The sequence below is a fragment of the Pseudomonas putida genome, assembly GCF_002025705.1.
Taxonomy (GTDB): Bacteria; Pseudomonadota; Gammaproteobacteria; order Pseudomonadales; family Pseudomonadaceae; genus Aquipseudomonas; species Aquipseudomonas putida_J.
In genome coordinates this window covers 5,353,110-5,377,260 of sequence record NZ_CP018846.1, presented here as the reverse complement: position 1 = coordinate 5,377,260, position 24,151 = coordinate 5,353,110, and the positions used below count along the sequence as shown (strand labels likewise).

Sequence of the window (24,151 nt, the reverse complement as noted above, 5' to 3'; positions counted from 1 at the left end):
GACCTGTTTGGGGAATCATTACGCCCTCATGGGGTCCGAACAGTGCTCGCCAACCCGGCATTTGTCGCTGGCCGTTGGTTTCATGATCTGTTTTCGGCGAGGGTTGCTCGTGATTGTTAGTCCCCAAAAAGCATCTAGAATCCCCGGCACCGGGCTGCGCAAGGCCCTGATGGCCAGTGTGGCACTGGTCGGCCTGATGAGCGCGGGCCAGCTGTGGGCATTCAATCTTGACGATGTTGCAGCCAAGGCAAAGGATCTGGCCGGCCAGAAATACGAAGCACCAAAAAGCAATCTGCCGGCTGCGTTCCGCGACATGAAGTTCGCGGACTACCAGAAGATTCACTTCCTGCAGGAAAAGGCCGAGTGGGCCAAGGACAAGACGCCGTTCAAGCTGTCCTTCTACCACCAGGGCATGCACTTCGACACCCCGGTGAAGATCAACGAGATCACCGCTACCAATGTCGAGGAAATCAAGTACGACCCGAGCCGCTTCGAGTTCGGTGACGTGCCGCACGACCCGGAAACCGTCAAGAACCTCGGTTACGCCGGTTTCCGCGTGCTCTACCCAATCAACAAGGCCGACAAGCAGGACGAGATCATGACCCTGCTGGGGGCCAGCTACTTCCGCGTGGTCGGCAAGGGCCATGTGTATGGCCTGTCGGCCCGTGGCCTGGCCATCGACACCGCGCTGCCGTCGGGTGAAGAGTTCCCGCGCTTCACCGAGTTCTGGGTCGAGAAGCCCAAGCCGGCCGACAAGCACCTGGTGATTTACGCCCTGCTGGACTCGCCGCGCTCCACCGGCGCTTACAAGCTGATCCTGCGCCCAGGCACCGACACCGTGGTCGACGTTCAGTCGCGCGTGTTCCTGCGTGACCAAGTCAGCCGCCTGGGCATCGCCCCGCTGACCAGCATGTTCCTGTTCGGCCCGAACCAGCCGTCCAAGGTGCTGAACTATCGCCCGGCCCTGCATGACTCCGAAGGCCTGTCGATCCATGCCGGCAACGGTGAGTGGCTGTGGCGCCCGCTGAACAACCCGAAACACCTGGCCGTGAGCAACTTCAGTGTCGAGAACCCGCGTGGTTTCGGCCTGATGCAGCGTCAGCGCGCCTTTAGCGACTTTGAAGACCTCGACGACAACTACCAGAAGCGCCCAAGCGCCTGGATCGAGCCGAAGGGCGACTGGGGCAAAGGCACCGTCGACCTGGTGGAGATCCCGACTGCCGACGAAACCAACGACAACATCGTTGCCTTCTGGAGCCCGGAGAAGCTGCCTGAGCCAGGCAAGCCGTTCGAATACGCCTACCGCCTGCACTGGACCATCGACGAGCAGCAGTTCCAGGCCCCTGACCTGGGCTGGGTCAAGCAGACCCTGCGCTCCACTGGTGACGTCAAGCAGTCCAACCTGATCCGCCAGCCAGACGGCAGCGTCGCCTTCCTGGTCGACTTCGCCGGCCCGGCGTTGGCCGCCCTGCCGGAAGACACCGCAGTGCGCAGCCAGATCAGCGTTGGCGACAATGCCGAAGTGGTCGAGAACAATCTGCGCTATAACCCGGAGACCAAGGGCTGGCGCCTGACCCTGCGTCTGAAGGTCAAGGAAGCCAACAAGTCCACCGAAATGCGCGCTGCGCTGGTGCGTGACGTGCCGGTCGAGCCGGCCAAGCCTGCTGCTGAAACCAAGCAGGAAAAGGCTGCGGCCAAGCACGCCAAGCATGAGAAGACCGCCAAGGCGGAGCCAGCCAAGGCCGAACAACCTGCCGCCGATGCGGCGCCCACCAACGGGACCCCGGCCACCACTGAAAAAGTGCTGACCGAGACCTGGAGCTATCAGTTGCCTGCCGATGAGTAACTCAAGCGCAAGGCCAGAATCGCTTGGCGAATACCTGGCCCACCTCCCACTGAGCGATGAGCAGCGCGCGGAACTCGCCAGCTGCACGTCGTTCGGTGAGCTGCACCAACGCCTGGCGGCCAACCCGGCCGCCAACGCCACCGAGGCCGTGCAGGCCTCGGTTGGCACCCGCCTGACCGTGGGCAGCGCTGCCGAGCTGGAAGACGCCGAGATGCTCGGTGTCGACGGCAGCGGCCGCCTGTGCCTGAAGATCGCGCCGCCGATCAAACGCACCAAAGTCGTGCCCGAGCCTTGGCGCACCAACGTGCTGATCCGCATGTGGCGGCGCATGACCGGCCGCCCCAATGCCCCGCAGCCACCCAAGCGTGAACTGCCGGCGGCGCGCTGGCGTACGGTCGGCTCGATCCGCCGCTATATCCTGCTCACCCTCATGATCGGCCAGACCATCGTCGCCGGCTTCTACATGAAGGGCATCCTGCCGTACCAGGGCTGGTCGTTCGTCGACCTGGACGAAATCGTCAAGCAGCCGCTGTGGGACACCGTGGTGCAGGTCTGGCCGTATGCGTTGCAGACGTCCATCCTGGTGCTGTTCGGTATCCTGTTCTGCTGGGTCTCGGCAGGTTTCTGGACCGCCCTGATGGGCTTCCTCGAGCTGCTCACCGGGCGTGACAAGTACAAGATTTCGGGTAGCAGTGCAGGCAACGAGCCGATTGCACCCGAGGCGCGTACCGCGCTGGTGATGCCGATCTGCAACGAAGACGTGCCGCGTGTGTTCGCAGGCCTGCGGGCGACTTTCGAGTCGGTGGCTGCCAGCGGCAACCTCGACCGCTTCGACTTCTTTGTGCTCAGCGATACCAACGACACCGACATCGCCGTGGCCGAGCAACAGGCCTGGCTGGACGTGTGTCGCGAGACCAAGGGCTTTGGCCGCATCTTCTACCGCCGTCGCCGCCGTCGCGTTAAGCGCAAGAGCGGCAACCTCGACGATTTCTGCCGTCGCTGGGGTGGCGAGTACAAGTACATGGTCGTGCTCGACGCCGACAGTGTCATGAGCGGCGAGTGCCTGAGCAGCCTGGTGCGCCTGATGGAGGCCAACCCGGACGCCGGCATCATCCAGACCGGGCCGAAAGCCTCGGGCATGGACACCCTGTATGCGCGCATGCAGCAGTTCGCCACCCGCGTTTACGGCCCGCTGTTCACTGCCGGCCTGCACTTCTGGCAGCTGGGCGAGTCGCACTACTGGGGCCATAACGCGATCATCCGCATGAAGCCGTTCATCGAGCACTGCGCCCTGGCGCCGTTGCCGGGCAAGGGCGCGTTCGCCGGGGCCATTCTCTCCCACGACTTCGTCGAAGCCGCGCTGATGCGCCGCGCCGGCTGGGGCGTGTGGATTGCCTATGACCTGCCGGGCAGCTACGAAGAATTGCCGCCGAACTTGCTCGACGAGCTCAAGCGCGACCGCCGCTGGTGCCACGGCAACCTGATGAACTTCCGCCTGTTCCTGGTCAAGGGCATGCACCCGGTGCACCGTGCGGTGTTCCTCACCGGCGTGATGTCGTACCTGTCGGCGCCGCTGTGGTTCCTGTTCCTGGTGCTGTCTACCGCACTGCTGGCGACCAACACGCTGATGGAACCGCAGTACTTCATCGAACCGTACCAGCTCTACCCGCTGTGGCCGCAATGGCATCCGGAGAAGGCCGTGGCGCTGTTCTCCACCACCATCGTGCTGCTGTTCCTGCCCAAGCTGCTTAGTGTCATCCTGATCTGGGCCAAGGGCGCCGTCGAGTTTGGCGGGCGCTTCAAGGTCACCCTGTCGATGCTGATGGAAATGCTGTTCTCCATGCTGCTGGCGCCGGTACGGATGATCTTCCACACCCGCTTCGTGCTGGCCGCGTTCCTCGGCTGGGCGGCGACCTGGAACTCGCCGCAGCGTGACGACGACTCCACCCCGTGGAGCGAAGCGCTGCGCCGCCATGGCCCACAGACCCTGCTGGGCTTCGCCTGGGCCGGGTTGGTGGCGTGGCTGAACCCGAGCTTCCTGTGGTGGCTGGCGCCGATCGTTGGCTCGCTGGTGCTGTCGATCCCGGTATCGGTCATCTCCAGCCGCACGCGCCTGGGCCTGGCAGCCAAGGACGAGAAGCTGTTCCTCATCCCCGAGGAATACGCCACGCCGCAAGAGCTGTTGGCGACCGACCAGTACACCCACGAAAACCGCTGGCATGCCCTGCATGACGGCTTCGTGCGTGCGGTGGTCGACCCACGGCAGAATGCCCTGGCCTGTGCCATGGCCACTGCCCGTCATGGTCAGGCTGCGCCGATCGAGGCGCTGCGTGCAGAGCGCGTGGCCAAGGCGCTTGAAACCGGGCCGAAAGGGCTGGACCTCAATACCCGCCTGGCCTTGCTCAGCGACCCGGTGGCCTTGAGCCGCCTGCACGAGCAGGTCTGGGCGCAGCACAATGCGGCGTGGATCGATGTGTGGCGTGCCTCGATCAAGAACGACCCGCATTCGCCGCTGCTGCCACTGCACCCGGAGAATGAAGGCCAACCGGCACTCGTCGGCGCCTGATAGGGCTTGGGGCCGCTTTGCGGCCCTGTCGCGACACAAGGCCGCTCCTACAGGGATATGCATTTCCTTGTAGGAGCGGCCTTGTGTCGCGAAACGAGGGTGAAGCCCTCGCCAGCAATGTCCCTGCATATTGGATTTTGGCCAACAAAGTCCCCCCCGGCTCTAGGTCCCAGGGCCGCCATGCGTTAGCATCCCTCTCCGATAATGCGCATCTGCCGGTACGGCTGTGCCAAGACAATAAGATTCGCTTCTTTTCTTGCTAGGGGACTTGGTGATGATCAAGAAATACCTTTCGCGACTGCTGGTCGGTGTCACCGCCCTGGTCGCAGTAACTGCGGCCCAGGCCGGCGCCATCGATGAAGCGGTCAAGCGCGGCACCCTGCGGGTGGGCATGGACCCAACCTACATGCCGTTCCAGATGACCAACAAGCGCGGCGAGATCATCGGCTTTGAAGTCGATATCCTCAAAGCCATGGCCAAATCCATGGGCGTCAAGTTCGAGGCTGTTTCCACCGCCTATGACGGTATCATCCCGGCCCTGCTGACCGACAAGTTCGACATCATCGGCAGCGGCATGACCCTGACCCAGGAACGCAACCTGCGCCTGAACTTCAGCGAACCCTTCATCGTGGTTGGCCAGACCCTGCTGATTCGCAAGGAGCTGGCTGGTGAGATCAAGTCGTACAAAGACCTGAACAACGAGAAGTACCGCCTGACTTCCAAGCTCGGTACCACCGGCGAGATGGTTTCCAAAAAACTGATCGGCAAAGCCAAGTACCACGGCTATGACAACGAGCAGGAAGCAGTGATGGATGTGGTCAACGGCAAGGCTGACGCCTTCGTCTACGACGCACCGTACAACGTGGTGGCGGTCGAGAAGGCCGGTGCCGGCAAGCTGCTGTTCCTCGAAGAACCGTTCACCTACGAGCCGCTGGCCTTCGGCCTGAAGAAAGGCGACTACGACAGCATCAACTTCATCAACAACTTCCTGCACCAGATCAAGCATGACGGGACCTACGATCGTATTCACGACAAGTGGTTCAAGAACAAGGACTGGCTGAAGGAAATGGAATAAGGCCCAGGCCACAAGCCCGGCTTTTGACCCCGACGCGCAGGCAAACCCTGCGCGTTCGCATTTACGGAAGTACCCCACGTGATCAAACACAAGAAAGCCCAGTGGCCCTGGCACGGGTTGACCGCCCTGGTCCTGGTGGGCCTGGCGTTCAGCCTGTACATGGCCACCTCGATGATTTCCTACGAGTGGCGCTGGAACCGCGTACCGCAGTACTTCGCCTACAAGGCCGAGGAAGTACAGCGTGCCGCTGGATACGGCAGCGTGCAGGAGATCGTCGTTTCCGGTGACACCGCGCGTGTCACGCTCAAGGACGAAAACGGCGACGAGCAAGTGCTGGACGTGGCCAAGGACAGCCTGCAACTGAGCCGCGGCGACGACGTCGCTGAAGGCGATCAGGTCGGCGTTACCCGCCACTGGGCGGCCGGCCCATTGGCCTGGGGCCTGTGGACCACCTTGTGGATCTCGGTGGTGTCTGGCGCGCTGGGCCTGGTGATCGGCCTGTTCGCCGGCTTGTGCCGGTTGTCGAACAACCCGACCTTGCGTGACCTGTCGACCGTTTATGTCGAACTGGTGCGTGGCACACCGTTGCTGGTACAGATCTTCATCTTCTACTTCTTTATCGGCACCGTGCTCAACCTGTCCCGCGAGTTCGCCGGGGTGGCCGCGCTGGCACTGTTCACCGGCGCTTATGTGGCAGAAATCGTCCGCGCTGGCGTACAGTCGATTGCCAAGGGGCAGAACGAGGCGGCGCGCTCGCTGGGCCTGAACGCTGGCCAGTCGATGCGCCACGTGATCCTGCCGCAGGCGTTCAAGCGTGTGCTGCCGCCGCTGGCCGGGCAGTTCATCAGCCTGGTCAAGGACACCTCGCTGGTGTCGGTAATCGCCATCACCGAATTGACCAAGAGCGGCCGTGAGGCCATCACTACGTCGTTCTCGACCTTCGAGATCTGGTTCTGCGTGGCAGGCCTGTACCTGCTGATCAACCTGCCGCTGTCGCATATCGCCAGCCGGCTCGAGCGGAGGCTTGCGCAAAGTGATTGAAGTCCGTGATCTGCTGAAAGTCTTCGACACCCGTGGCCATGTGGTACGGGCTGTGGATAACGTCACCACGCAAGTCGCCAAGGGCGAAGTGGTGGTGGTGCTCGGCCCGTCGGGTTCGGGCAAGTCGACCTTCCTGCGCTGCCTCAATGGCCTGGAGCATTTCGACGAAGGCCATGTGGCCATCGACGGCCTGCAGCTGGCCGACCCGAAGACCGACATCAACGCCTACCGCCGCGAAGTCGGCATGGTGTTCCAGCACTTCAACCTGTTCCCGCACATGACCGTGCTGGAGAACCTGTGCCTGGCGCAGAAGGTGGTACGCAAGCGCAACAAGGCCGAGCGTGAAGCCAAGGCGCGAGCGTTGCTGGAGAAAGTGGGTATTTCGCAAAAGGCCAACGAGTACCCGTCGCGGCTCTCGGGTGGCCAGCAGCAGCGAGTGGCGATTGCCCGTGCGTTGGCGATGGACCCGAAGGTAATGCTGTTCGACGAGCCGACCTCGGCGCTCGACCCGGAGATGGTTGGCGAGGTGCTGGACGTGATGAAGACCCTGGCCCAGGAAGGCATGACCATGGTCTGCGTCACCCACGAAATGGGCTTTGCCCGCGAAGTGGCGGACCGGGTGCTGTTCTTCGACCATGGCAAGTTGCTGGAAGATTCGGCACCAGCCGCGTTCTTTGCTTCGCCGAAGGACCCACGCGCGCAGGCGTTCCTGCGCCAGGTGCTTTAACCGCACCACCCTCTTCGCGGGTAAACCCGCTCCCACAGGTACTGCACCGCGCCAAGGCCAGTGGAGAACCCTGTGGGTTTACCCGCGAAGAGGACGGTTCGGTCTTAAAGGCTGAACCGCCCCACCATCCCCCGCAATTGCCGCCCCAACTGCTCCAGCTCCCCGCTCGAAGTGGCCGTCTGCTCACTGGCCGCACTGGTCTGATCAGACACGTCACGCACATTCAGCACACTTCGGTTGATCTGCTCGGCCACCACGCTCTGTTCCTCGCTGGCCGTGGCAATCTGCTGGTTCATCCCCTGTATGCTCGAAACCGTATCGGTGATCTGCCCCAAGGCCTGCCCGGCCCTGCGGCTCAGCTCCACGCTCTGCTCGGTCAGTCGCTTGCTGTCATCGAGCAGGCGGGTAACCTCATCCGTGCCGCTGTGAAGGCTGTCGATCAGTTGCTCGATTTCCTCGGTGGACTGCTGGGTGCGCTGCGCCAGCCCGCGCACCTCATCGGCGACCACGGCAAAACCACGGCCCGCTTCGCCCGCCCTGGCGGCTTCGATTGCCGCGTTCAATGCCAGCAGGTTGGTCTGCTCCGACACTGACTTGATCACGTCGAGGATGCTGCCGATGCGCTGGCTTTCGCTGGCCAGGTGCTGCATGGCGCCCAGGCAATCGTCCATCTGCCGCGCCAGCTGTTCGATGCGGCCGATGGCTTCGGCTACCACCTGGTCACCCAATTGTGCTTGCTGGTCGGCGTTTGTCGCCGCCAACGAGGCGTGTTCAGCATTCTGCGCAACCTCTTGTACCGTGGCGCTCATCTGGTTCATGGCTGTGGCCACCTGGTCGGTCTCCTCGCGCTGCTGGTTGATGCGCAGCTTGGTGTCCTCACTGCTGGCTGCCAGCTGTGAGGCGGCCAAGGAAAGTTGGCCGACCCCCTGGTCGATCCCTCCGATCAGCTCGCGCAGACTCACGGTCATCTCGCCCATACGGGTCTGCAACTGTCCCATCTCGTCGCGGCGCTGTACCGGTTCGAGCTGGCTCAGATCACCTTTGGCAATACGCGCGGCCAATGCCAGTGTCTGGCGCAGCGGTTGAGTGATCTGCTGGGTGATCAGCCAGCCAGCGACGATGCCCACGACAAGGGCCAGCAGTGCCACGCTGGTGAGCAAGGAGCGGGCGGCGATGGCCTCGTTGTCGCGTTGCTCAATCTTTCTTTCGGCCAGCTCCAGGCTGACCGCCCTGAGCTCGTTGCCCATCTGCTCCATTTCATTCTGAAGTTGTTCGACCTGCAGAGCCGTGCGGCGATACTGGTCCAGGCTGGTGCGGTACTTGCCCAGCTCGATGCCTGGCTGTTCTGTCAGCGTGCGCGGCAGGCCTAGCGGGGCAAGGCCCTTGAGCAGCTGGCCGAGGCTGGTATCGGCGGCGTTCAAGGCGGTATCGCCGACCTTGGCGAAGTCCGTGAGCGGCACGAAGGTGTAGGCTGGCACCAGGCTCTGCTGGTTGGCGGTATCGACTTGGCGGCTCAAGGTATCCATCAGGCCCAGCACGCCGCCCTGGCTGTCAGCAGGCATTTTCAGCAGGGCCTGGGTCTGCAGCGCGTCGATGACGTCGTTCAGTTTCTGCTCTTGCTCCTGCATGCCTGTGCGAAGCGCGCGACGCTCGTCGACGCTGCGCTGCAGGGCGGTGAAGTTTTCGCGAAGGCGCTGCAGCAATTGCAGTTTCTGGGACAGCATCTGACGTGACTCATCGACGCTGCTGCGCTGCTGCAGGGTGGTCAGCAGGGCATCCAGCTGCTGCAGAATACCGGCGATCTGCGCCTTGCTGGCGTCGTCCGCCAGTACTCGATAGGTGATGCGCTCGGCGCGCAGGTCTTTGACCAGATCATTGATCTGGCCGATCTCGCTGAGTTGTTCCGAGCGGCTGATGGCGCCGTCCAGGGCGCGCCAGCCGCTGACCGTGGTGGCCAGGGTAAGCGTGAGGACCACGGCGAAGCCCAGGGCGAGCTTGGCGCCGACACTGATGTTGCCGAGCCTGTGATTGAGGTAGCCGAACATGGCAGGTCTCCGTCCAGTTGGTAGGGATGGGGTGCTGGCGTAGTGCCGGCATCTCATCCCTGCCAATCGGCGGAAGGCCTGTAGGACTTGACCTGAAACTTATGTAGGAAAATTCAGCGCAGACAATGAGGTATCAGAGCCGGAACCGCCCAACCAGCCCTTGCAGATGAGTACCCAGCCGAGCCAGCTCGACGCTGGAGCTGGCTGTCTCCTCACTTGCAGCGGAAGTCTGGTCGGAAATATCCCGAACATTCATCACGCTGCGGTTGATCTCTTCGGCGGTAGCACTCTGCTGCTCGGCCGCTGTGGCGATCTGCTGGTTCATGGCCTGAATCGAGGAAACCGTGTGGGTGATGGTTTCCAGCGAGCTACCGGCGCGGCGGGTCAATTCGACGCTGCTGTCGGTCAGCTGACGGCTGGCGTCCATCACGCTGGCCACGCGCTGGGTGCCGCTTTGCAGGCCGGCGATCAGTTCTTCGATTTCTTCGGTGGACTGCTGGGTGCGCTGGGCCAGGCTGCGCACCTCGTCAGCCACCACCGCAAAGCCACGCCCGGCCTCACCCGCACGCGCCGCTTCGATGGCGGCATTGAGCGCCAGCAAGTTGGTCTGCTGGGCCACCGACTTGATCACGTCGAGCACGCTGCCGATCTTGTCGCTCTCAGCCTTGAGCTGGTTCATTGCTTCGCTGGAGTTGACCACCTCGCCGGCCAGGCGCTCGATCTGCGCGACCGCCTCGCTGACCACACGATCACCCTCGCGCGCCTGCTGGTCGGCCATGGCTGCGGCTTCCGAGGCCTGCTCGGCATTGCGCGCCACTTCATGCACGGTGGCGGCCATTTCGTTCATCGCGGTCGCTACCTGGTCGGTCTCGACCTTTTGGTTGTTGACCCCGGCGCTGGTCTGCTCGGTGACTGCCGACAGCTCTTCGGCGGCGCTGGCGATCTGCGTGACGCCATCGCCGATGCCGCCGATCAGCTCGCGCAGGCCTTGGGTCATGCGCTGCATGCTGGCTTGAAGCTGGCCGAGTTCGTCGCGGCGGGTCGAATGCAGGTCCTGGCGCAGGTCGCCGTTGGCCACGCGCTCGGCGGCAGCCAGTGTCTGGCGCAAAGGGATGATGATCTGCCGGGTGATGGCCCAGGCTGCGAGCAGGCCCAGCACCAAGGCCAGTGCGGTAGCACTGCCGAGCATGATCTTCGCCTGGCGCGTGCCGGCATCGCGGACTTCGGTCTGCGAAATGGTCATTGCCTCGCTGGTCTGCAGCAGTACCGAGCCTTGATCGGTCATGCGTTGCAGCGCCTGTTCGCTGGCGCCTTGGGCCGTAGCGAACTGGTTCACGGCATCGCGGTAGGCGGCCAGTGCGGTGGCTGAATCGTCAAGGCTAGCGGCGTATTCAGCCGGCAACCTGGTGGGCAGTGCCTTGAGTTCGGTGAGGGCCTGGTCGATGGCTGTCAGTGCAGTCTGCTGGTACTCGGCGTTGCCGCTGTAGGTGTAGCCACGCACCTGGAAGCGAGCCTGTTGCACCAGTGCACTGACTTCCACGGCATGCTGATACTGGGTGATGTCGCCGCCCTGCAGCAGGCGCTGCTGCACCCGGTTGATCAGCTCGACGGCCTTGTCAGCGCTGTCACCCAATACGCCGCGAGCGGCGTCGCGGCGTTGAGCGGCTTGCTTGAGGTCATTGAAGGCCTGCAGGTACTGGCTGACGGCAGCTTGTTGCTGTTGCAGGCGCTGACGGTCAGTGGGTTGCTCGATCTGCCCGAGCATGAAGGTGATCTGGCGTTCGAGGTTGCCCAGGGCCTTTTCCAGCTCTGCGATGGCCGCATCGTTGCGGTCACGCTGGTAGTGCTGGCGGGCTATGCGCAGCTCCTGAGTGTACTGGTGGATCACCGAAATGTTGCCCAGCTTGTCGCCTCGTTCGGTGACGCTGTCCAGGCCTTGCCAACCGGTGAAGGTGATGGCCAGGGTCAGCAACAACACCAGACCGAAGCCCAGTCCCAACTTGCGATTGACGCTTACATTCCCCAGCGATTGGGAAAACCATTGGTACATGTTTGACTCCCCGGCAGTGTGGCAGCACTGATTATTGTAGTGTTGCCAACACCATCGGCTTGCGCCGGGGAAACTTGATAGGGGGAGGTTGACCCGCTCGTCAGAAAATCCTTGAGAGCAAGGCAGTTACAGCAGTTTCCACACGCAGAATGCGATCACCCAGCTGAACGGGGGCCAGGCCAGCCTTGCCGAGCAAGTCCACTTCGTAAGGGATCCAGCCACCTTCGGGCCCGATCGCCAGGGTGACTGGCCCTTCGACTGCGCGTGGGCAGGCCGGGTAGGGGCCAGGGTGGCCGACCAGGCCGAGGGTGCCATCGGCGATGGCAGGCAGGCGGTCTTCGACGAACGGTTTGAAGCGCTTCTCGATGATCACCTCGGGCAGCACCGTGTCACGGGCCTGTTCCAGGCCGAGAATCAGGTTCTCGCGAATGGTTTCAGGGTTGAGAAAGGGCGTTTGCCAGAAGCTTTTCTCGACCTTGTAACTGTTGACCAGGATCAGCCGCGGCACACCCAGGGTCGCCACGGTCTGGAACAGCCGACGCAGCATCTTCGGCCGCGGCACGGCCAACACCAGGGTCAGCGGCAGCTTGGTCGGTGGCTGCTGGTCGAAGGCGACCTCGAGCTCGGCTTCGTGCTTTTCCAGGCGCAGCACCGTGGCTTTGCCCATCAGGCCGTTGATACGGCCCACGCGCAACGTGTCGCCCACCGCGACGCGGTGAATGTCCTGCATGTGGGTAAAACGCCGATCAGCGAGGACGACGCGGTCGGCCGAGACGAAGTCGGCCTCTTCAAGGAGTAACAGGTTCACGGTTGGGTCGCTGGCGGCTGGTCGTTATGGTCGTTGGTGGCTTCGTCGTCAGCATGGCTGCGCTTGCGGATCAGGCTGCCGCACAGCACGCCAATTTCGAACAGCAGCCACATCGGCACTGCGAGCAGGGTCTGCGAGAAGATGTCCGGCGGGGTGAGGATCATGCCGACCACGAAGCAGCCGATGATCACATACGGTCGGACCTTTTTCAGGTACTTCACGTCGACCACGCCGATCCACACCAGCAACACCACAGCCACCGGGATCTCGAACGCGACACCGAAGGCGAAGAACAGGGTCATGACGAAGTCGAGGTAGTTGGCGATGTCGGTCATCATCGCAACGCCTGCCGGGGTGGCAGCGGCGAAGAACTTGAACATCAGCGGGAACACCAGGAAATAGGCGAAGGCCATGCCGGCGTAGAACAGCAGGATGCTCGACACCAGCAACGGAATGGCGATGCGTTTTTCATGGCGGTACAGGCCTGGCGCGATGAAGCCCCAGATCTGCTGAAGAATGAACGGGATCGCCAGGAACAGCGAGACGATCATGGTCAGCTTGAACGGCGTCAAGAACGGCGAGGCCACGTCGGTGGCGATCATCGTCGCATTGGCTGGCAAGTGATCACGCAGCGGCGCCGACACCAAGGTGTAGATCTGCTGGGCGAAGGAGAACAGCCCGGCAAAGATCAGGAAGATGACCGCCACGCAGCGCAGCAGGCGGGTACGCAGTTCGGTCAGGTGCGAGACCAGCGGCATCGGCTGGTCGTGTTCCGGATTTTCGCTCATGGGGCTCGCGGCGGTTGAGGCTGTTCGGGCGGTTCAGGCGTGGTCGTCGGCGCTGCCGGTGCTGGCGTTGGCGCAGCGGTAGGCTGGGTGGCGACTGGCGGCTGTGCCGGCGGCAGCTGCGGGTTGAGGATGCGCTTGGCTTCCTCTTCCATCTGCAGGATGTGCTCGTTATGCAACTGGCGGCGAATGTCGTCGGCGCCGATTTCGCGCTCGACCTCCATCTTGATCGCATTGAAGCTGCGTTTCAGCCGCCCGATCCACAGCCCCGCGGTACGCGCGGCGCCAGGCAGGCGCTCGGGGCCGAGCACCAACAGGGCGACCAGGCCGACGAGCAGCAGCTCGCTGAAGCTGATGCCGAACATGGGTCAGTCTTTCCGCTGCGGCTCTTGGACCGGCTGGGCCTGGCCCTCGATGGTGTGGCCCTGTGGTTGCTGGGCAGTGTTCTGCACGGGGGGGACTGGCTGGGCTGGCGGCGGGGTCTGTTCGGCCGGCTTGTTTTCTTCGTCGTTCATGGCCTTGCGGAAGCCCTTGATTGATTCGCCCAGGTCGCTGCCGAAGTTCTTCAGCTTCTTGGTGCCGAACACCAGGACCACGACGACCAGCAGGACGATCCAGTGTTTCCAGTCAAAGATACCCATTTCGTACTCCTGAAAATTATCAGTGAACCTTCTGGGGCTGCTTTGCAGCCCTTTCGCGACACAAGGCCGCTCCCACAAGGTCCGTGTTACGCCGGTCCCTTGTGGGAGCGGCCTTGCGTCGCGAAAGGGGCGCACAGCGCCCCCAGAAATACATCAGGCAGATGGCTGCCGTGCCGCCTTCTCATCGTGCCCGGACAGCCCGAAACGGCGCTCCAGTTCATCTAGCACGGCTTGCGGGTGCTGGCCCAGCGCGCTGAGCATGACCAGGCTATGGAACCACAAGTCTGCGGTTTCATAGATGACATCACTGTAATCCTTGCTCACGGCGGCGTCTTTGGCCGCGATGATGGTCTCGACCGACTCTTCGCCGAGCTTTTCGAGGATCTTGTTCAAGCCCTTGTGGTACAGGCTGGCCACGTAGGAGCTGTCGGGAGCCGCTTGTTTGCGCTCTTCCAGCACTTCGGCCAGGCGGTTTAGGGTGTCGCTCATGTCAGTGTCCTGCGCTGTAGATGGCATCCGGGTCTTTCAGAACCGGGTCGACGGTTTTCCACTGGCCGTCCTCGTAGACGCGGTAGAAGCAGCTTTCACGGCCAGTATGGCAAGCGATATGACCCAGTTGCTCGACCATCAGGATGATCACGTCGGCATCGCAGTCCAGGCGCATTTCATGCAGCTTTTGCACATGGCCGGACTCTTCGCCCTTGCGCCACAGCTTGCCACGGGAACGCGACCAGTAGATGGCACGTTGCTCGGCGGCGGTCAGCGCCAGCGATTCGCGGTTCATCCAGGCCATCATCAGCACGCGTCCGGTCTTGTGGTCCTGGGCGATCGCCGGTACCAGGCCATCGCTGTTCCACTTGATCTCGTCCAGCCAGTCTTTCATCGTCGACTCCAAAGCGGGCCCGTCCTGTACCGGGCCCTTTGCGCTAGTGTGCCAGCCAGCAGCGCGGCTGGCTATTGGCGCACGATCAGGTAAAGGCCTGCGGCCAGCATCAGCCACGCTGGCCAGGCGGCCGGGGCGGCCAGGCTGGCGGCGTCGGCGGCTCCGGTGGCCAGTACCGCACCACCACCGAGCAAGCCGGCGCCGAGCAGGCGCAGTGCCCAGCGGTCGCCCTGGCGACGGCGCTCCGGCAGTTGCGGGTCTTCCAGATGCGGCTGCGACAGGCGCTCAAGCAGGTCGCGGGCCATACCGGCCAGGTGCGGCAGCTGCTCGACCTGGCCATGGATGTTGCCGAACACGGCCTTGGGGCTCATGCGTTCGCGCATCCAGCGTTCCAGGAACGGCTTGGCGGTGCTCCACAGGTCCAGGTCCGGGTACAGCTGACGGCCGAGGCCTTCGATGTTGAGCAGGGTCTTCTGCAGCAGTACCAGCTGTGGCTGGACTTCCATGTTGAAGCGCCGTGCGGTCTGGAACAGGCGCATCAGCACCTGGCCAAAGGAAATATCCTTTAACGGTTTTTCGAAGATCGGCTCGCACACGGTGCGGATTGCCGCTTCGAACTCATTGACCTTGGTGTGCGCCGGTACCCAGCCCGAGTCGATGTGCAACTGGGCAACGCGGCGGTAGTCGCGCTTGAAGAAGGCGATCAGGTTGCGCGCCAGGTAATCCTGGTCCTCGGCGGTGAGGCTGCCGACGATGCCGCAGTCGATGGCGATGTACTGCGGGCTCCACGGTTTGACCGTGCTGACGAAGATGTTGCCCGGGTGCATGTCGGCATGGAAGAAGCTGTCGCGGAACACCTGGGTGAAGAACACCTCGACACCACGCTCGGCCAGCATCTTCATGTCGGTGCGCTGGTCGGCCAGGGTCGCCATGTCGGTCACCGGCACGCCGTAGATGCGCTCCATCACCAGCGCTTTCGGCCGGCACAGGTCCCAGTACACCTGGGGTACGTACATCAGCTCGGAACCTTCGAAATTTCGCCGCAGCTGGCTGGCGTTGGCCGCCTCGCGCAGCAGGTCGAGCTCGTCGTAGATGGTCTTTTCGTAGTCACCGACGATTTCCACCGGGTGCAGGCGGCGGGCATCGGCCGAGGCGCGCTCGGCAGCCTTGGCGATGAGGAACAGCCAAGCCAGGTCCTGGGCGATTACCGGCTTGAGGCCCGGGCGTACCACCTTGACCACGACCTCTTCGCCGCTCTTGAGGCGGGCGGCATGCACCTGGGCCACCGAGGCCGAGGCCAGCGGCTCGACGTCGAAGCGGCTGAACACTTCGCCGACCTTGGCGCCGAGCTGATCTTCGATCATCGCCACGGCTTGTTTCGGGTCAAACGGCGGTACGCGGTCCTGCAGCAGCATCAGCTCGTCGGCGATGTCGGTGGGCAGCAGGTCGCGGCGCGTGGACAGCAACTGGCCGAACTTGATGAAGATCGGCCCCAGGTCCTGCAGCGCCAGGCGCAGGCGTGCACCACGGCTGAGTTCGGAGGGTTTGCGCGGCAGCCAGCGCCATGGCATCAGCAGGCGCAGGCTGGCCAGCCACCAGGGCAACAGGGGCTGATCGAACAACAGGTCATCGAGACGGTAGCGGATTACCACACGCTGGATGCGAAAAAGACGGCGGACGGCGAGCAGCTTCATGCGTTATCGCTGGTATCAAGGGATCGGGAGAGGCGCTGCAGGCGCGCCTCGAGGCGTTCGATATCGAGCTTCAGGGTGTCGAGCTGGCTGAAAGCGGCTTCGGCTTCGCGCTGGCCCACCAGGGTGCGTGATTCCTCTGCCAGGTATTCCGACAGGTTCTGGCTGAACCGTGCCAGGCCTTGGCGGGTCCAGCGTGCACGCAGGCGGATGTGGCCGGCGAGCATCGCCGTGGCGACCGGGCCAAGCCAGCGCTGCAGTTCGTGTTCCCAGTCCAGCTCCAGGTCTTGCAGCACGCCGAACAGGTCGAGCAGCACGGCGCTGTCGCCATGCAGTTCGACCTGCGGGCTGTGCAACACGGCAGTCTTGTCCCTGGCCACGGCCAGTTGCACCAGGCTGCCGGCTGGGGCGCGCAGGCTGCAGTCGACCTCGCCCTCCCAGTGGGCGGCAAGCATAAGGCCTTCTTCATCGGGGAGGATGAACACCTGCAGGGCCGGTTGGCGGCAGTCGATCTCGATGACCTTGCCTTCCAGCGCGGCCAGGCGCGGCAAAGCCGTGCTGTCCATGCGCAGGACGCGGTTCAGGCCATGTTCGACACTGGCGAGCAGCCCGGCCAGCAACATCAGGGCTTGATTCCCCGGTGCACGGCGACGATACCGCTGGTCATGTTGTGGTAGGTGACGCGGTCGAAACCGGCCTCGACCATCATGCTTTTCAGGGTTTCCTGGTCGGGGTGCATGCGGATCGACTCGGCGAGGTAACGGTAGCTCTCGGAGTCATTGGTGATCAGCTTGCCGGCCAGCGGCATGAAGGCGAACGAGTAAGCATCGTAGGCCTTGGACATCAGCTTGTTGGTCGGCTTGGAGAACTCCAGGATCAACAGGCGCCCGCCCGGCTTGAGCACGCGCAGCATCGAGCGGATGGCTTGGTCCTTGTGGGTGACGTTGCGCAGGCCGAAGGCGATGGTCACGCAGTCGAAGTGGTTGTCCGGGAACGGCAGCTTTTCGGCGTCGGCCTGGACGAACTCGATGTTGCCGGCCACGCCGCGGTCGAGCAGGCGGTCTCGGCCGACCTTGAGCATCGAATCGTTGATGTCGGCGAGCACCACCTGGCCCGTCGGGCCGACCAGGCGCGAGAACTTGGCGGCCAGGTCGCCAGTGCCGCCAGCGATGTCCAGCACGCGGTTGCCGGCGCGCACGCCCGACAGCTCGATGGTGAACCGCTTCCACAGGCGGTGCATGCCGCCGGAGAGCACGTCGTTCATCAGGTCGTACTTGGCGGCCACAGAGTGGAACACTTCGGCGACTTTCTTCGCCTTCTGGCTTTCAGGGACGTCCTGGTAGCCGAAATGGGTGGTGGGTTCGGCGTGGTCGCCTTTGCGCTGGTCGTTCATATCGCTTCACCGGAAAAAATTACCGCCATTCTAGGGCGAACGGGCGGATTTGTCTTGGCGGGGTGTGCCTTGGGGCAGGGGCGGGCATAATGCAGATTATGTCTACATACCCAGGAACACCCGCATGACCCAGATCAGCGTCGAACGCAAACATTCCCTCGGCCGCGAGGCTGCCCGCGCCAAGGCCGAAGCGCTGGTCGACAAGCTCAGCCGCGAATACGACCTCAAGGCCACCTGGAACGGTGACCGGGTCGATGTGGCGCGCAGCGGCGCCAACGGCAGCGTGCACATTGGCGAGGACAGCATCCGCGTCGAACTGAAGCTCGGCATGATGCTGTCCATGATGGGCGGCACCATCAAGGGCGAGATCGAACGGGCGCTGGACAAGGCCCTGGCGTGAAGATTGCCGCCATTTGACGTCTACTGTGATGCAGGCGGGAACGGAATGATGTCTGCGATCTGGGCCAGGCGCAGGTCGCCCCGGTAGATGGCGATACGTTCCTTGGCGTTGGGCGCCAGTTCCAGGCTGGCGTCACGGCTTTTTTCACGAGGGTCCCGGAATTTAAGGTGCCCTTTGACGAAATCATGGGCTTTGGCATCCGGGCTACGGTAGTGGAAGTGTGCTTCCCACAGCACTGCACGCGGTGCTTGAATGTCCCTGATCTCATAGACATCAAGGTAGTCGTTGGCGTGGCGAAGCGGCCTGCGGAGCACGCTCGGTGCGATTGAGACTCGCCGCTGCTCCAGCAGATAGCGTAAGGCCGTGCTGTCCGGATGCCGGGTGTTCAGGTAGGCGTTGGTGAGCAGTTGCTGCTTCCTCTCGCCGACCCGTGCCGTCGCCTGGCGTAGCTGGCTGACCAGGTCACTGTCGATGGCGGCCAATCGCTGTGACAACTCCTCCATGTCGTTGATTGGCCAGTCCAGGAAGTCATTCAGGCTATTGGGCTGGTCTGCATAGCGTGCCGCGAAGGCGATTTTTTCATCGACCTGCGCCAACAGCTGCCTGGCATCCAGGCGAAGCTGCGCAATGTCGGGCTCGTCAGTTCGCGGCTCGGCAGCCTGTTCATGCCATTCGTCACCGCTTCGTTCGTAATTGCCCGCCGGTTGCTGGTTGATCGGGTTGCGTTGGACCGCGTGGTCGCCTTGTGCCTCCACCAGCGCCGGACGGCGCCCTACGCGGATCACTGTACGCTTGCCTGGCGTGGCACGGTGCAGTGCCCGTGGTGGTGGTGGCAGGATGCCTTTCTCGAGGTCGGCCAGCGCAGCGCTCAGTTGTGCCTCGGTCGTGTTGGACACTTTGGTCAGTTCGTTGATGTACTCATCCAGGATTGCCCGGTCCAGCGCCGGATCGCTGAAAGATTGCATGTAGTGGGCCTTGTCGAGGATCGCGCGATACCTGCGCAAGACGTCGTCCAGCACCTCGGCCTTGTCTTCGGAAGACCCCTCGGCCATGGCCAGGCCATCGTGGCTCCAGATCGTTCGGCTCAATTCGTTGTTGCTGAGTACCTCCCGCAATGGCAGCAGGTTGTCGGCCGCTTCAGGCGTCAGCACTGTCTTGTCCACGGTCAGGTAGGCCAGGTCGCTGAGTAGCTGCGCGCGTATCACCAGCGTCGAGTAGGTACGCCGCTTGATGACCCGGTCGAGTTTGCCGGCTTTGTCCGCATAGTCGACCTTGGGGTTTTCCAGTGCTTCCGGTATGGCCCGGTCCAGCCGCTGGCTGACCACGAGCAGTCGGCGCGTGGCCTGGAGTGAATCGCGCACGCTGGTTCGATAGGCGACATAGCGTTGTAGCTGCTCGGCACCCTGCGGCAACCGGTGCAGCCCATTGGCCTGCGCGACCAACTGTTCATGGTCGACCTGTTCCAGCAGGCGGCGGCACAACAACATGTCGTTGTCGATGGCGGCCTCGAGCCACGTGCTGTACCGCCTGGCGTTGGTGCCGGTGATGTCGAGCCTGAGGAAGCGTGGTTCGCTCAGTTCCATGAAAGTGCGCACGTTCGCCTCCAGCAGCACGCCCTGCTTCTCCAGGAACAGCGAGGAAGCCCTGAGCTCGGTGGCAAGCTGCCTGCGTCGGGCCAGCAGCTCCTGTTTGTGCAACACCAGTGCCGCTGGCGGGTTTGCACGTTCTTGCGCAGGCAGGGCCAGGAACGCCAGGCTGTATTCGGTGGCGAGATCATCATAGTCGGTGAGTTGCTGGCGGTTGCGCTCCATCAAGGGCTCCAGCTTCGCCAGTTCCTGGGAATTGTGGGAAGCGGTTTCGCGAAGTTGGGTATAACGCTGTTGGTTTTCAGCATTAATGGCCTTGCTGGTCCTGGGCATGCCTCCAGCGAGGTTCAGGTTGATTGCCCATTCGCCATTCCAGCGTGCCAGCCAAGGGCCTCGGCTGCGTTCACGGCCAACGATGTGATAGTTGTCGGGCGTGCCCTGCCATTGTGAAGCCCACTCGTCGTTGCTCTGGTCGGGGCCGACGATCTGTATGCCGCCCCAGGTCTCTTGTACTTCGTATGCCGCCCCTTGTAGCTTCACGAAATGGCGGCCGGCGATTTCATACAGACCACGCAGGCGTCCCTCGGATAGCGGTGTGAGCCCCTCCAGCGAGCGACTGGCCTGAAGCTTGACCAGCGACTGGCGAGCTGACGGTGACAGGTTGCCCACGCGCTGATTGTCGTGCCAGCTGTAAAGCCGCACTGGTGCGGGGCTATGTACCTGCGCCGGAGTTTCTTCGCTGGTAATTTCCCGTTCGGACGGTTCAACGAAGCGAAGTTGCGGCGTCGACGGGTGATCGGCGACAGTGGGCGCACCGCGGTGGGTCAGGAGCATTGCCAGGTCGGTCAGCAGATCGGTCGCTGCCACGATCCGTGCTTCGTCGGTTCCGTTGGCCAGCGCCGACAGGTCATCCTTGGCGGCCGAGAGCGCCAGCATCAGCCACGTCAGGCTGGCCAGGGGGCCGTGCCAGAGCAGGCTGACGGTGTTGAACAGCGACCATGCAACCTGGCTGACCAGTGCCGACTTCTCTTGCGCGTTGGACAGGCTGCTGCGCGACGCAGCCAAGCGCATGGCTTCGATCCTGGCATCGAACAACTGGGCGTCCAGATCGGTAGCCCACGGGGCGAACCGGGCCGTGACCGGCTGCCTGAGCTGCTCGATGAGCTTGTCCACCACCAGGCTTTCACCACCCAGCAGGCCGGCCAGCGCTTCCAGCGTTGGGTGCAGGTGGGGGTGAGTGAAACCGCCGTTACCATAGACCTCGCGTACGTTGTCATTCAGCCAGTCCAGGATACTCTGCTGCAACTCACCTTCGCGGCGGATGGCGGCCATCATCTGATCGAGACCGGTGAACTGCAGCAGGTTCTGGTCGGCATAGAACGGTCGGTACAGCACCCAGCCATGGCTGGCGGGGAGCTTGATCAGGAACATGCCGTGGGCTCTGTCACTGACCGAAGTGCCGGGGGCACACAGAAAGGCCAGGGGGGCGATATGCAGTGGCTGGGCATCATTGCTGCCTTGGCAGAACGCCAGCAGCGCATCGCTCGCGGGTTCGCTCAGCTGCCCCTGGATGTTGGCCTTGAGGGTACTGAACAGCAGGTCGCCTCGCCATTCCCTGGCGTATTGCCGGATCCGCTCTTGCCTGCGTGGTTCAACAGCGACGATAGCCTCCAGGTAATGGGGGTACTGGCCGCCGACGTCGACTTCGTGAATCAATGCCCTGATCTGTTCGAGGCTCAGCCATGCGTGGGTGTTTGCGCCGCCGGGAACGGTGACGCCGGTCATCACTTCGCCAGCGCCCAGGTGTAATCGGGAGATGGCCAGGTTGGTCAGGGTTTCGTTGCGCAAGTGCAGCGACTGCGAGCCTTGGACGCTGCTGCCGATGATGGCCTGTGAAACGCTGATGAGTACCTGGTCGGGGTCATGCTGTGCAATTGTCGGGTAACGGCTTTGCAGTTGCTCGCGCAGGCGGCGGTTGGCGTAGCGCTGGAGGTCGTCGATATCGCCGAGTGATGTCAAACCCTTGGACTGCCCCTGGCGTGCGGCAAGCTTGAGCAATGATGTGTGGTAGGCATAGCGGCTGCCGGCATCGGCGCTGGATAGCCAGGCCGGCAGGCCGACACTGGGCAGGCCTTGTGCCGAGTGTGCCTGGTTCAGGAAGTACACGCTTGGGTCAGTCAGCTGGTGCAGATGGTCCTGCAGTTCGCCGACCGAGGTCAGGTGCCCAAGGCGCAAACGCCTGATGTCACCGAGCATGGTGTTGAGCAACTGCCTGGCCTGGAAGGCAAATGGGTCTCCCACCACGGCGGACTGGGCCCAGGACAGCCCATCGAACTGATAACGCTGCGCCAGTTCTTCCTCGAGTGCGCTGGCAAAGGCCGGCAGGTCGCTGAAGCTGCGAACCCTGCCACCTGGCTTGCACCACAGGACCCGTCCTTGCGGGCTTTGGGTGGTGGACAGCAGCAGATCCGGCAGTGTCACAGGCCGGTTGTTGTCTGCCGTCGTCAGATTCACGTTCACCGCGCAGATGGAAAAACCTTCGGGAATATCGGCGAGCAGGGCGTACAGGGTGGCCCTTTCAGCTGCGCTCAGCCCCTGATTCTGCAGGTTGCAGAGCAGTGCGGCCTGGATCGTGTGCTCAAGCCAGCGCATGCGGCTGACCTGGCTGGCTTCGTCGAGGCCGTTCCAGAAACCGATCTGGGCTTGTTGGAACCGTTCCAGGCATGCACCCACCACGCTCTCCAGGCCTTCGTTCAGCCTGGCCAGGTTCAAGGTGATTTCGGGATGTCTGGCCTTGTCCGTACCTTGCTCCTGTGCGTGAAACACCCGAGGTGGGGCGATGCTTGGCAGGTCCGCGGCGGTCAACTGAAGGCGGCTGCCTGCGAGGAGGTGATCCAGCAGAACATCCAGCAGCGCACGCTGTGGAGTAACACCGTCCAGAGAGGGGAGGATGACGAAGTCATCGAGCGAGGTCAGCTGTGGGTGGTTACCGCGTATCCATGGGTAATGGTCGATGAGCACCCTGAACCCTTCGTGGGACAGAACATCGCGCAGCCTCGGGCGTTCTGCGAAACAGGCTGCAACCTTTTGCTTGAAAGTTTCTTCGCGGGCGGTAGGGGTGTCGGTCATGGCATCGGCTGCGGTCAAGTGGAGGTGGCGACGCTAGCGTGTCGGTGCGCGCTGCCCGCGGTAGATGATTAGGGCAAGCAGGAGCTTAGGGTGAGGTTTCTAATTTTCTTCCCTACCTTGTGCACAAGCCCAACCTCCATGGGCGGTTCCTCCCTCCACTCATGAGCATGAGGTACAGAACATGGCCAAAGTGAATGTGAAGAAGAAAGACGACGCCCAGAGCACCTTGGGCGAGGTGCGCGGCTACGCGCGCAAGATCTGGCTGGCGGGCATCGGCGCTTATGCGCGGGTCGGTCAGGAAGGCTCCGACTACTTTCAGGAACTGGTGAAAGCCGGTGAAGGTGTCGAGAAACGCGGCAAGAAGCGCATCGACAAAGAGCTGGATGCCGCCAATAACCAGATCGACGAAGCCACCCAAGAGGTCAGTCGCGTACGCGGCAAGGTCGAAATTCAACTCGACAAGATCGAAAAAGCTTTCGACGCACGGGTAGGTCGCGCCTTGAATCGCCTTGGCATTCCGTCTAAACATGACGTTGAGGCGTTGTCCATCAAGCTTGAACAGCTGCATGAGCTGCTCGAGCGCGTCGCGCACAAACCATAAGGAGAGCAGGATGGCTGGCAAGAAGAATTCCGACAAAGAAGGCAGCTCCTGGATCGGCGGGATCGAGAAGTACTCCCGCAAGATCTGGCTGGCGGGGCTGGGTATCTATTCGAAGGTCGACCAGGACGGGCCGAAGCTGTTCGACTCGCTGGTGAAGGATGGCGAGAAGGCCGAGAAGCAAGCCAAGAAAACCGCTGAAGACGTGGCTGAAAGCGCCAAGTCCTCGACCACTTCGCGTGTGTCTGGCGTGAAGGACCGTGCACTGGGCAAGTGGAGCGAACTCGAAGAGGCCTTCGACAAGCGCCTGAACAGCGCCATCTCCCGTCTGGGCGTACCGAGCCGCAACGAGATCAAGGCCCTGCACCAGCAGGTCGACAGCCTGACCAAGCAGATCGAAAAACTGACCGGCGCCTCGGTCACCCCGATCTCCTCGCGCTCCGCAGCGGCCAAGCCGGCGGCGAGCAAGGCAGCGGCCAAACCACTGGCCAAGCCAGCAGCCAAAACGACGGCGGCTAAACCTGCAGCGAAAACTGCAGCGGCCAAGCCTGCAGCCAAACCAGCGGCCAAGCCAGCGGCAAAACCGGCAGCCAAGCCTGTTGCAGCCAAGCCTGCTGCAGCGAAGAAGCCAGCGGTGAAGAAGGCCCCGGCCAAACCTGCGGCCGCCAAGCCGGCAGCACCGGTGGCCAGCGCCGCTCCAGCCGCAACTGCAGCCCCGGCGCCGACTGCGGCCCCGGCCAGCAACCCGCCTTCGGCTCCGGCCAGCACCGGGTCTCTGCTCTGATAGCGGTGTAACGCCCTTCGCGGGTAAACCCGCTCCCACAGATATAGCGCCGGATCAAGCATCAGCGCTGTCCCTTGTAGGAGCGGGTTTACCCGCGAAGGCG

At 62.9% G+C, this 24,151-nt stretch carries 18 protein-coding genes and 4 pseudogenes; 8 read left to right on the top strand and 14 right to left on the bottom strand.

Annotated elements, in window-relative coordinates; all coding sequences use genetic code 11:
- Positions 1-109 precede the first annotated feature (109 nt).
- From BUQ73_RS24390 to BUQ73_RS24370, 5 genes are all read left to right on the top strand, one after another.
- Positions 110-1,846: a glucan biosynthesis protein G gene (locus BUQ73_RS24390; RefSeq protein ID WP_202818628.1), complete on the top strand. Its 1,737-nt coding sequence runs from the start codon at positions 110-112 to the stop codon at positions 1,844-1,846.
- Positions 1,839-4,412 (top strand): glucans biosynthesis glucosyltransferase MdoH, encoded by a 2,574-nt coding sequence (gene mdoH / locus BUQ73_RS24385; RefSeq protein WP_079230006.1) that lies wholly within the window; start codon positions 1,839-1,841, stop codon positions 4,410-4,412. Before BUQ73_RS24390 ends, mdoH begins: the two co-directional genes overlap by 8 nt.
- Positions 4,413-4,689: 277 nt before the next feature.
- Positions 4,690-5,487, top strand: coding sequence for a transporter substrate-binding domain-containing protein (locus tag BUQ73_RS24380; protein ID WP_060509796.1), 798 nt, complete (start codon positions 4,690-4,692; stop codon positions 5,485-5,487).
- 78 nt (positions 5,488-5,565) lie between these two features.
- A complete protein-coding gene (locus tag BUQ73_RS24375) occupies positions 5,566-6,528 on the top strand; it encodes an amino acid ABC transporter permease (protein ID WP_079230005.1) in 963 nt (320 codons plus the stop codon).
- On the top strand, positions 6,521-7,255 hold the full coding sequence (locus BUQ73_RS24370; RefSeq protein ID WP_079230617.1) for an amino acid ABC transporter ATP-binding protein: 735 nt from the start codon (positions 6,521-6,523) through the stop codon (positions 7,253-7,255). Before BUQ73_RS24375 ends, BUQ73_RS24370 begins: the two co-directional genes overlap by 8 nt.
- Positions 7,256-7,493: 238 nt before the next feature.
- Here BUQ73_RS24370 and BUQ73_RS29090 read toward each other — a convergent pair.
- The 13 genes and pseudogenes from BUQ73_RS29090 to ubiE form a co-directional block, all read right to left on the bottom strand.
- Positions 7,494-8,064: pseudogene (locus tag BUQ73_RS29090) on the bottom strand (methyl-accepting chemotaxis protein); the annotation flags it as partial.
- Positions 8,065-8,262: 198 nt separating this feature from the next.
- A pseudogene (locus BUQ73_RS29085) lies at positions 8,263-9,300 on the bottom strand (methyl-accepting chemotaxis protein); the annotation flags it as partial.
- 133 nt (positions 9,301-9,433) lie between these two features.
- Positions 9,434-10,138, bottom strand: coding sequence for a methyl-accepting chemotaxis protein (locus BUQ73_RS29080; RefSeq protein WP_416171837.1), 705 nt, complete (start codon positions 10,136-10,138; stop codon positions 9,434-9,436).
- A gap of 198 nt (positions 10,139-10,336) precedes the next feature.
- Positions 10,337-11,350 (bottom strand): annotated as a pseudogene (locus BUQ73_RS29075) (methyl-accepting chemotaxis protein); the annotation flags it as partial.
- A gap of 100 nt (positions 11,351-11,450) precedes the next feature.
- Positions 11,451-12,158 (bottom strand): 16S rRNA (uracil(1498)-N(3))-methyltransferase, encoded by a 708-nt coding sequence (locus BUQ73_RS24355; protein ID WP_079230002.1) that lies wholly within the window; start codon positions 12,156-12,158, stop codon positions 11,451-11,453.
- Complete coding sequence (gene tatC / locus BUQ73_RS24350) at positions 12,155-12,946, bottom strand: twin-arginine translocase subunit TatC (RefSeq protein ID WP_079230001.1); 792 nt, start codon at positions 12,944-12,946, stop codon at positions 12,155-12,157. Before tatC ends, BUQ73_RS24355 begins: the two co-directional genes overlap by 4 nt.
- Positions 12,947-12,948: 2 nt before the next feature.
- Positions 12,949-13,308: pseudogene (gene tatB / locus BUQ73_RS24345) on the bottom strand (Sec-independent protein translocase protein TatB); the annotation flags it as partial.
- A gap of 3 nt (positions 13,309-13,311) precedes the next feature.
- Positions 13,312-13,584: a twin-arginine translocase TatA/TatE family subunit gene (locus BUQ73_RS24340; RefSeq protein WP_033693915.1), complete on the bottom strand. Its 273-nt coding sequence runs from the start codon at positions 13,582-13,584 to the stop codon at positions 13,312-13,314.
- Between the two features lie 153 nt (positions 13,585-13,737).
- The gene (locus tag BUQ73_RS24335; RefSeq protein WP_013974545.1) at positions 13,738-14,073 is read right to left on the bottom strand and encodes a phosphoribosyl-ATP diphosphatase; all 336 of its coding nucleotides are present in this window, start codon (positions 14,071-14,073) and stop codon (positions 13,738-13,740) included.
- A gap of 1 nt (position 14,074) precedes the next feature.
- Complete coding sequence (hisI, locus tag BUQ73_RS24330) at positions 14,075-14,467, bottom strand: phosphoribosyl-AMP cyclohydrolase (RefSeq protein WP_079229999.1); 393 nt, start codon at positions 14,465-14,467, stop codon at positions 14,075-14,077.
- Between the two features lie 71 nt (positions 14,468-14,538).
- Positions 14,539-16,161, bottom strand: coding sequence for a ubiquinone biosynthesis regulatory protein kinase UbiB (gene ubiB, locus BUQ73_RS24325; RefSeq protein WP_079229998.1), 1,623 nt, complete (start codon positions 16,159-16,161; stop codon positions 14,539-14,541).
- Positions 16,158-16,781: a ubiquinone biosynthesis accessory factor UbiJ gene (locus tag BUQ73_RS24320; protein WP_079229997.1), complete on the bottom strand. Its 624-nt coding sequence runs from the start codon at positions 16,779-16,781 to the stop codon at positions 16,158-16,160. Before BUQ73_RS24320 ends, ubiB begins: the two co-directional genes overlap by 4 nt.
- On the bottom strand, positions 16,781-17,551 hold the full coding sequence (gene ubiE / locus BUQ73_RS24315) for a bifunctional demethylmenaquinone methyltransferase/2-methoxy-6-polyprenyl-1,4-benzoquinol methylase UbiE (RefSeq protein ID WP_027920641.1): 771 nt from the start codon (positions 17,549-17,551) through the stop codon (positions 16,781-16,783). The genes BUQ73_RS24320 and ubiE overlap by 1 nt, the downstream gene beginning before the upstream one ends.
- 124 nt (positions 17,552-17,675) lie before the next feature.
- On the opposite strand from ubiE, the gene BUQ73_RS24310 reads away from it, so the two are divergent.
- Positions 17,676-17,951 (top strand): polyhydroxyalkanoic acid system family protein, encoded by a 276-nt coding sequence (locus tag BUQ73_RS24310; protein WP_079229996.1) that lies wholly within the window; start codon positions 17,676-17,678, stop codon positions 17,949-17,951.
- 20 nt (positions 17,952-17,971) lie between these two features.
- Here the strand turns inward: BUQ73_RS24310 and BUQ73_RS24305 are convergent, their stop codons facing one another.
- Positions 17,972-22,666: a dermonecrotic toxin domain-containing protein gene (locus tag BUQ73_RS24305; RefSeq protein ID WP_237772729.1), complete on the bottom strand. Its 4,695-nt coding sequence runs from the start codon at positions 22,664-22,666 to the stop codon at positions 17,972-17,974.
- 181 nt (positions 22,667-22,847) lie between these two features.
- Between BUQ73_RS24305 and BUQ73_RS24300 the strand changes: the two genes are divergently transcribed.
- Together BUQ73_RS24300 and BUQ73_RS24295 are read left to right on the top strand one after the other, a co-directional pair.
- Positions 22,848-23,267, top strand: a complete 420-nt coding sequence (locus BUQ73_RS24300) for a phasin family protein (protein WP_079229995.1) — start codon at positions 22,848-22,850, stop codon at positions 23,265-23,267.
- A gap of 10 nt (positions 23,268-23,277) precedes the next feature.
- On the top strand, positions 23,278-24,048 hold the full coding sequence (locus BUQ73_RS24295; RefSeq protein WP_079229994.1) for a phasin family protein: 771 nt from the start codon (positions 23,278-23,280) through the stop codon (positions 24,046-24,048).
- Positions 24,049-24,151 lie beyond the last annotated feature (103 nt).

Bases quoted from the DNA above. Each gene is read 5' to 3' on its own strand.
- BUQ73_RS24320 (WP_079229997.1), bottom strand. From the start codon at position 16,781: ATGTTGCTGGCCGGGCTGCTCGCCAGTGTCGAACATGGCCTGAACCGC.
- BUQ73_RS24305 (WP_237772729.1), bottom strand. From the start codon at position 22,666: ATGACCGACACCCCTACCGCCCGCGAAGAAACTTTCAAGCAAAAGGTT.
- mdoH (WP_079230006.1), top strand. From the start codon at position 1,839: ATGAGTAACTCAAGCGCAAGGCCAGAATCGCTTGGCGAATACCTGGCC.
- ubiB (WP_079229998.1), bottom strand. From the start codon at position 16,161: ATGAAGCTGCTCGCCGTCCGCCGTCTTTTTCGCATCCAGCGTGTGGTA.
- BUQ73_RS24295 (WP_079229994.1), top strand. From the start codon at position 23,278: ATGGCTGGCAAGAAGAATTCCGACAAAGAAGGCAGCTCCTGGATCGGC.
- BUQ73_RS24300 (WP_079229995.1), top strand. From the start codon at position 22,848: ATGGCCAAAGTGAATGTGAAGAAGAAAGACGACGCCCAGAGCACCTTG.
- ubiE (WP_027920641.1), bottom strand. From the start codon at position 17,551: ATGAACGACCAGCGCAAAGGCGACCACGCCGAACCCACCACCCATTTC.
- BUQ73_RS29080 (WP_416171837.1), bottom strand. From the start codon at position 10,138: ATGGCCGCCACCGTGCATGAAGTGGCGCGCAATGCCGAGCAGGCCTCG.
- BUQ73_RS24310 (WP_079229996.1), top strand. From the start codon at position 17,676: ATGACCCAGATCAGCGTCGAACGCAAACATTCCCTCGGCCGCGAGGCT.
- BUQ73_RS24340 (WP_033693915.1), bottom strand. From the start codon at position 13,584: ATGGGTATCTTTGACTGGAAACACTGGATCGTCCTGCTGGTCGTCGTG.
- BUQ73_RS24335 (WP_013974545.1), bottom strand. From the start codon at position 14,073: ATGAGCGACACCCTAAACCGCCTGGCCGAAGTGCTGGAAGAGCGCAAA.
- tatC (WP_079230001.1), bottom strand. From the start codon at position 12,946: ATGAGCGAAAATCCGGAACACGACCAGCCGATGCCGCTGGTCTCGCAC.
- hisI (WP_079229999.1), bottom strand. From the start codon at position 14,467: ATGAAAGACTGGCTGGACGAGATCAAGTGGAACAGCGATGGCCTGGTA.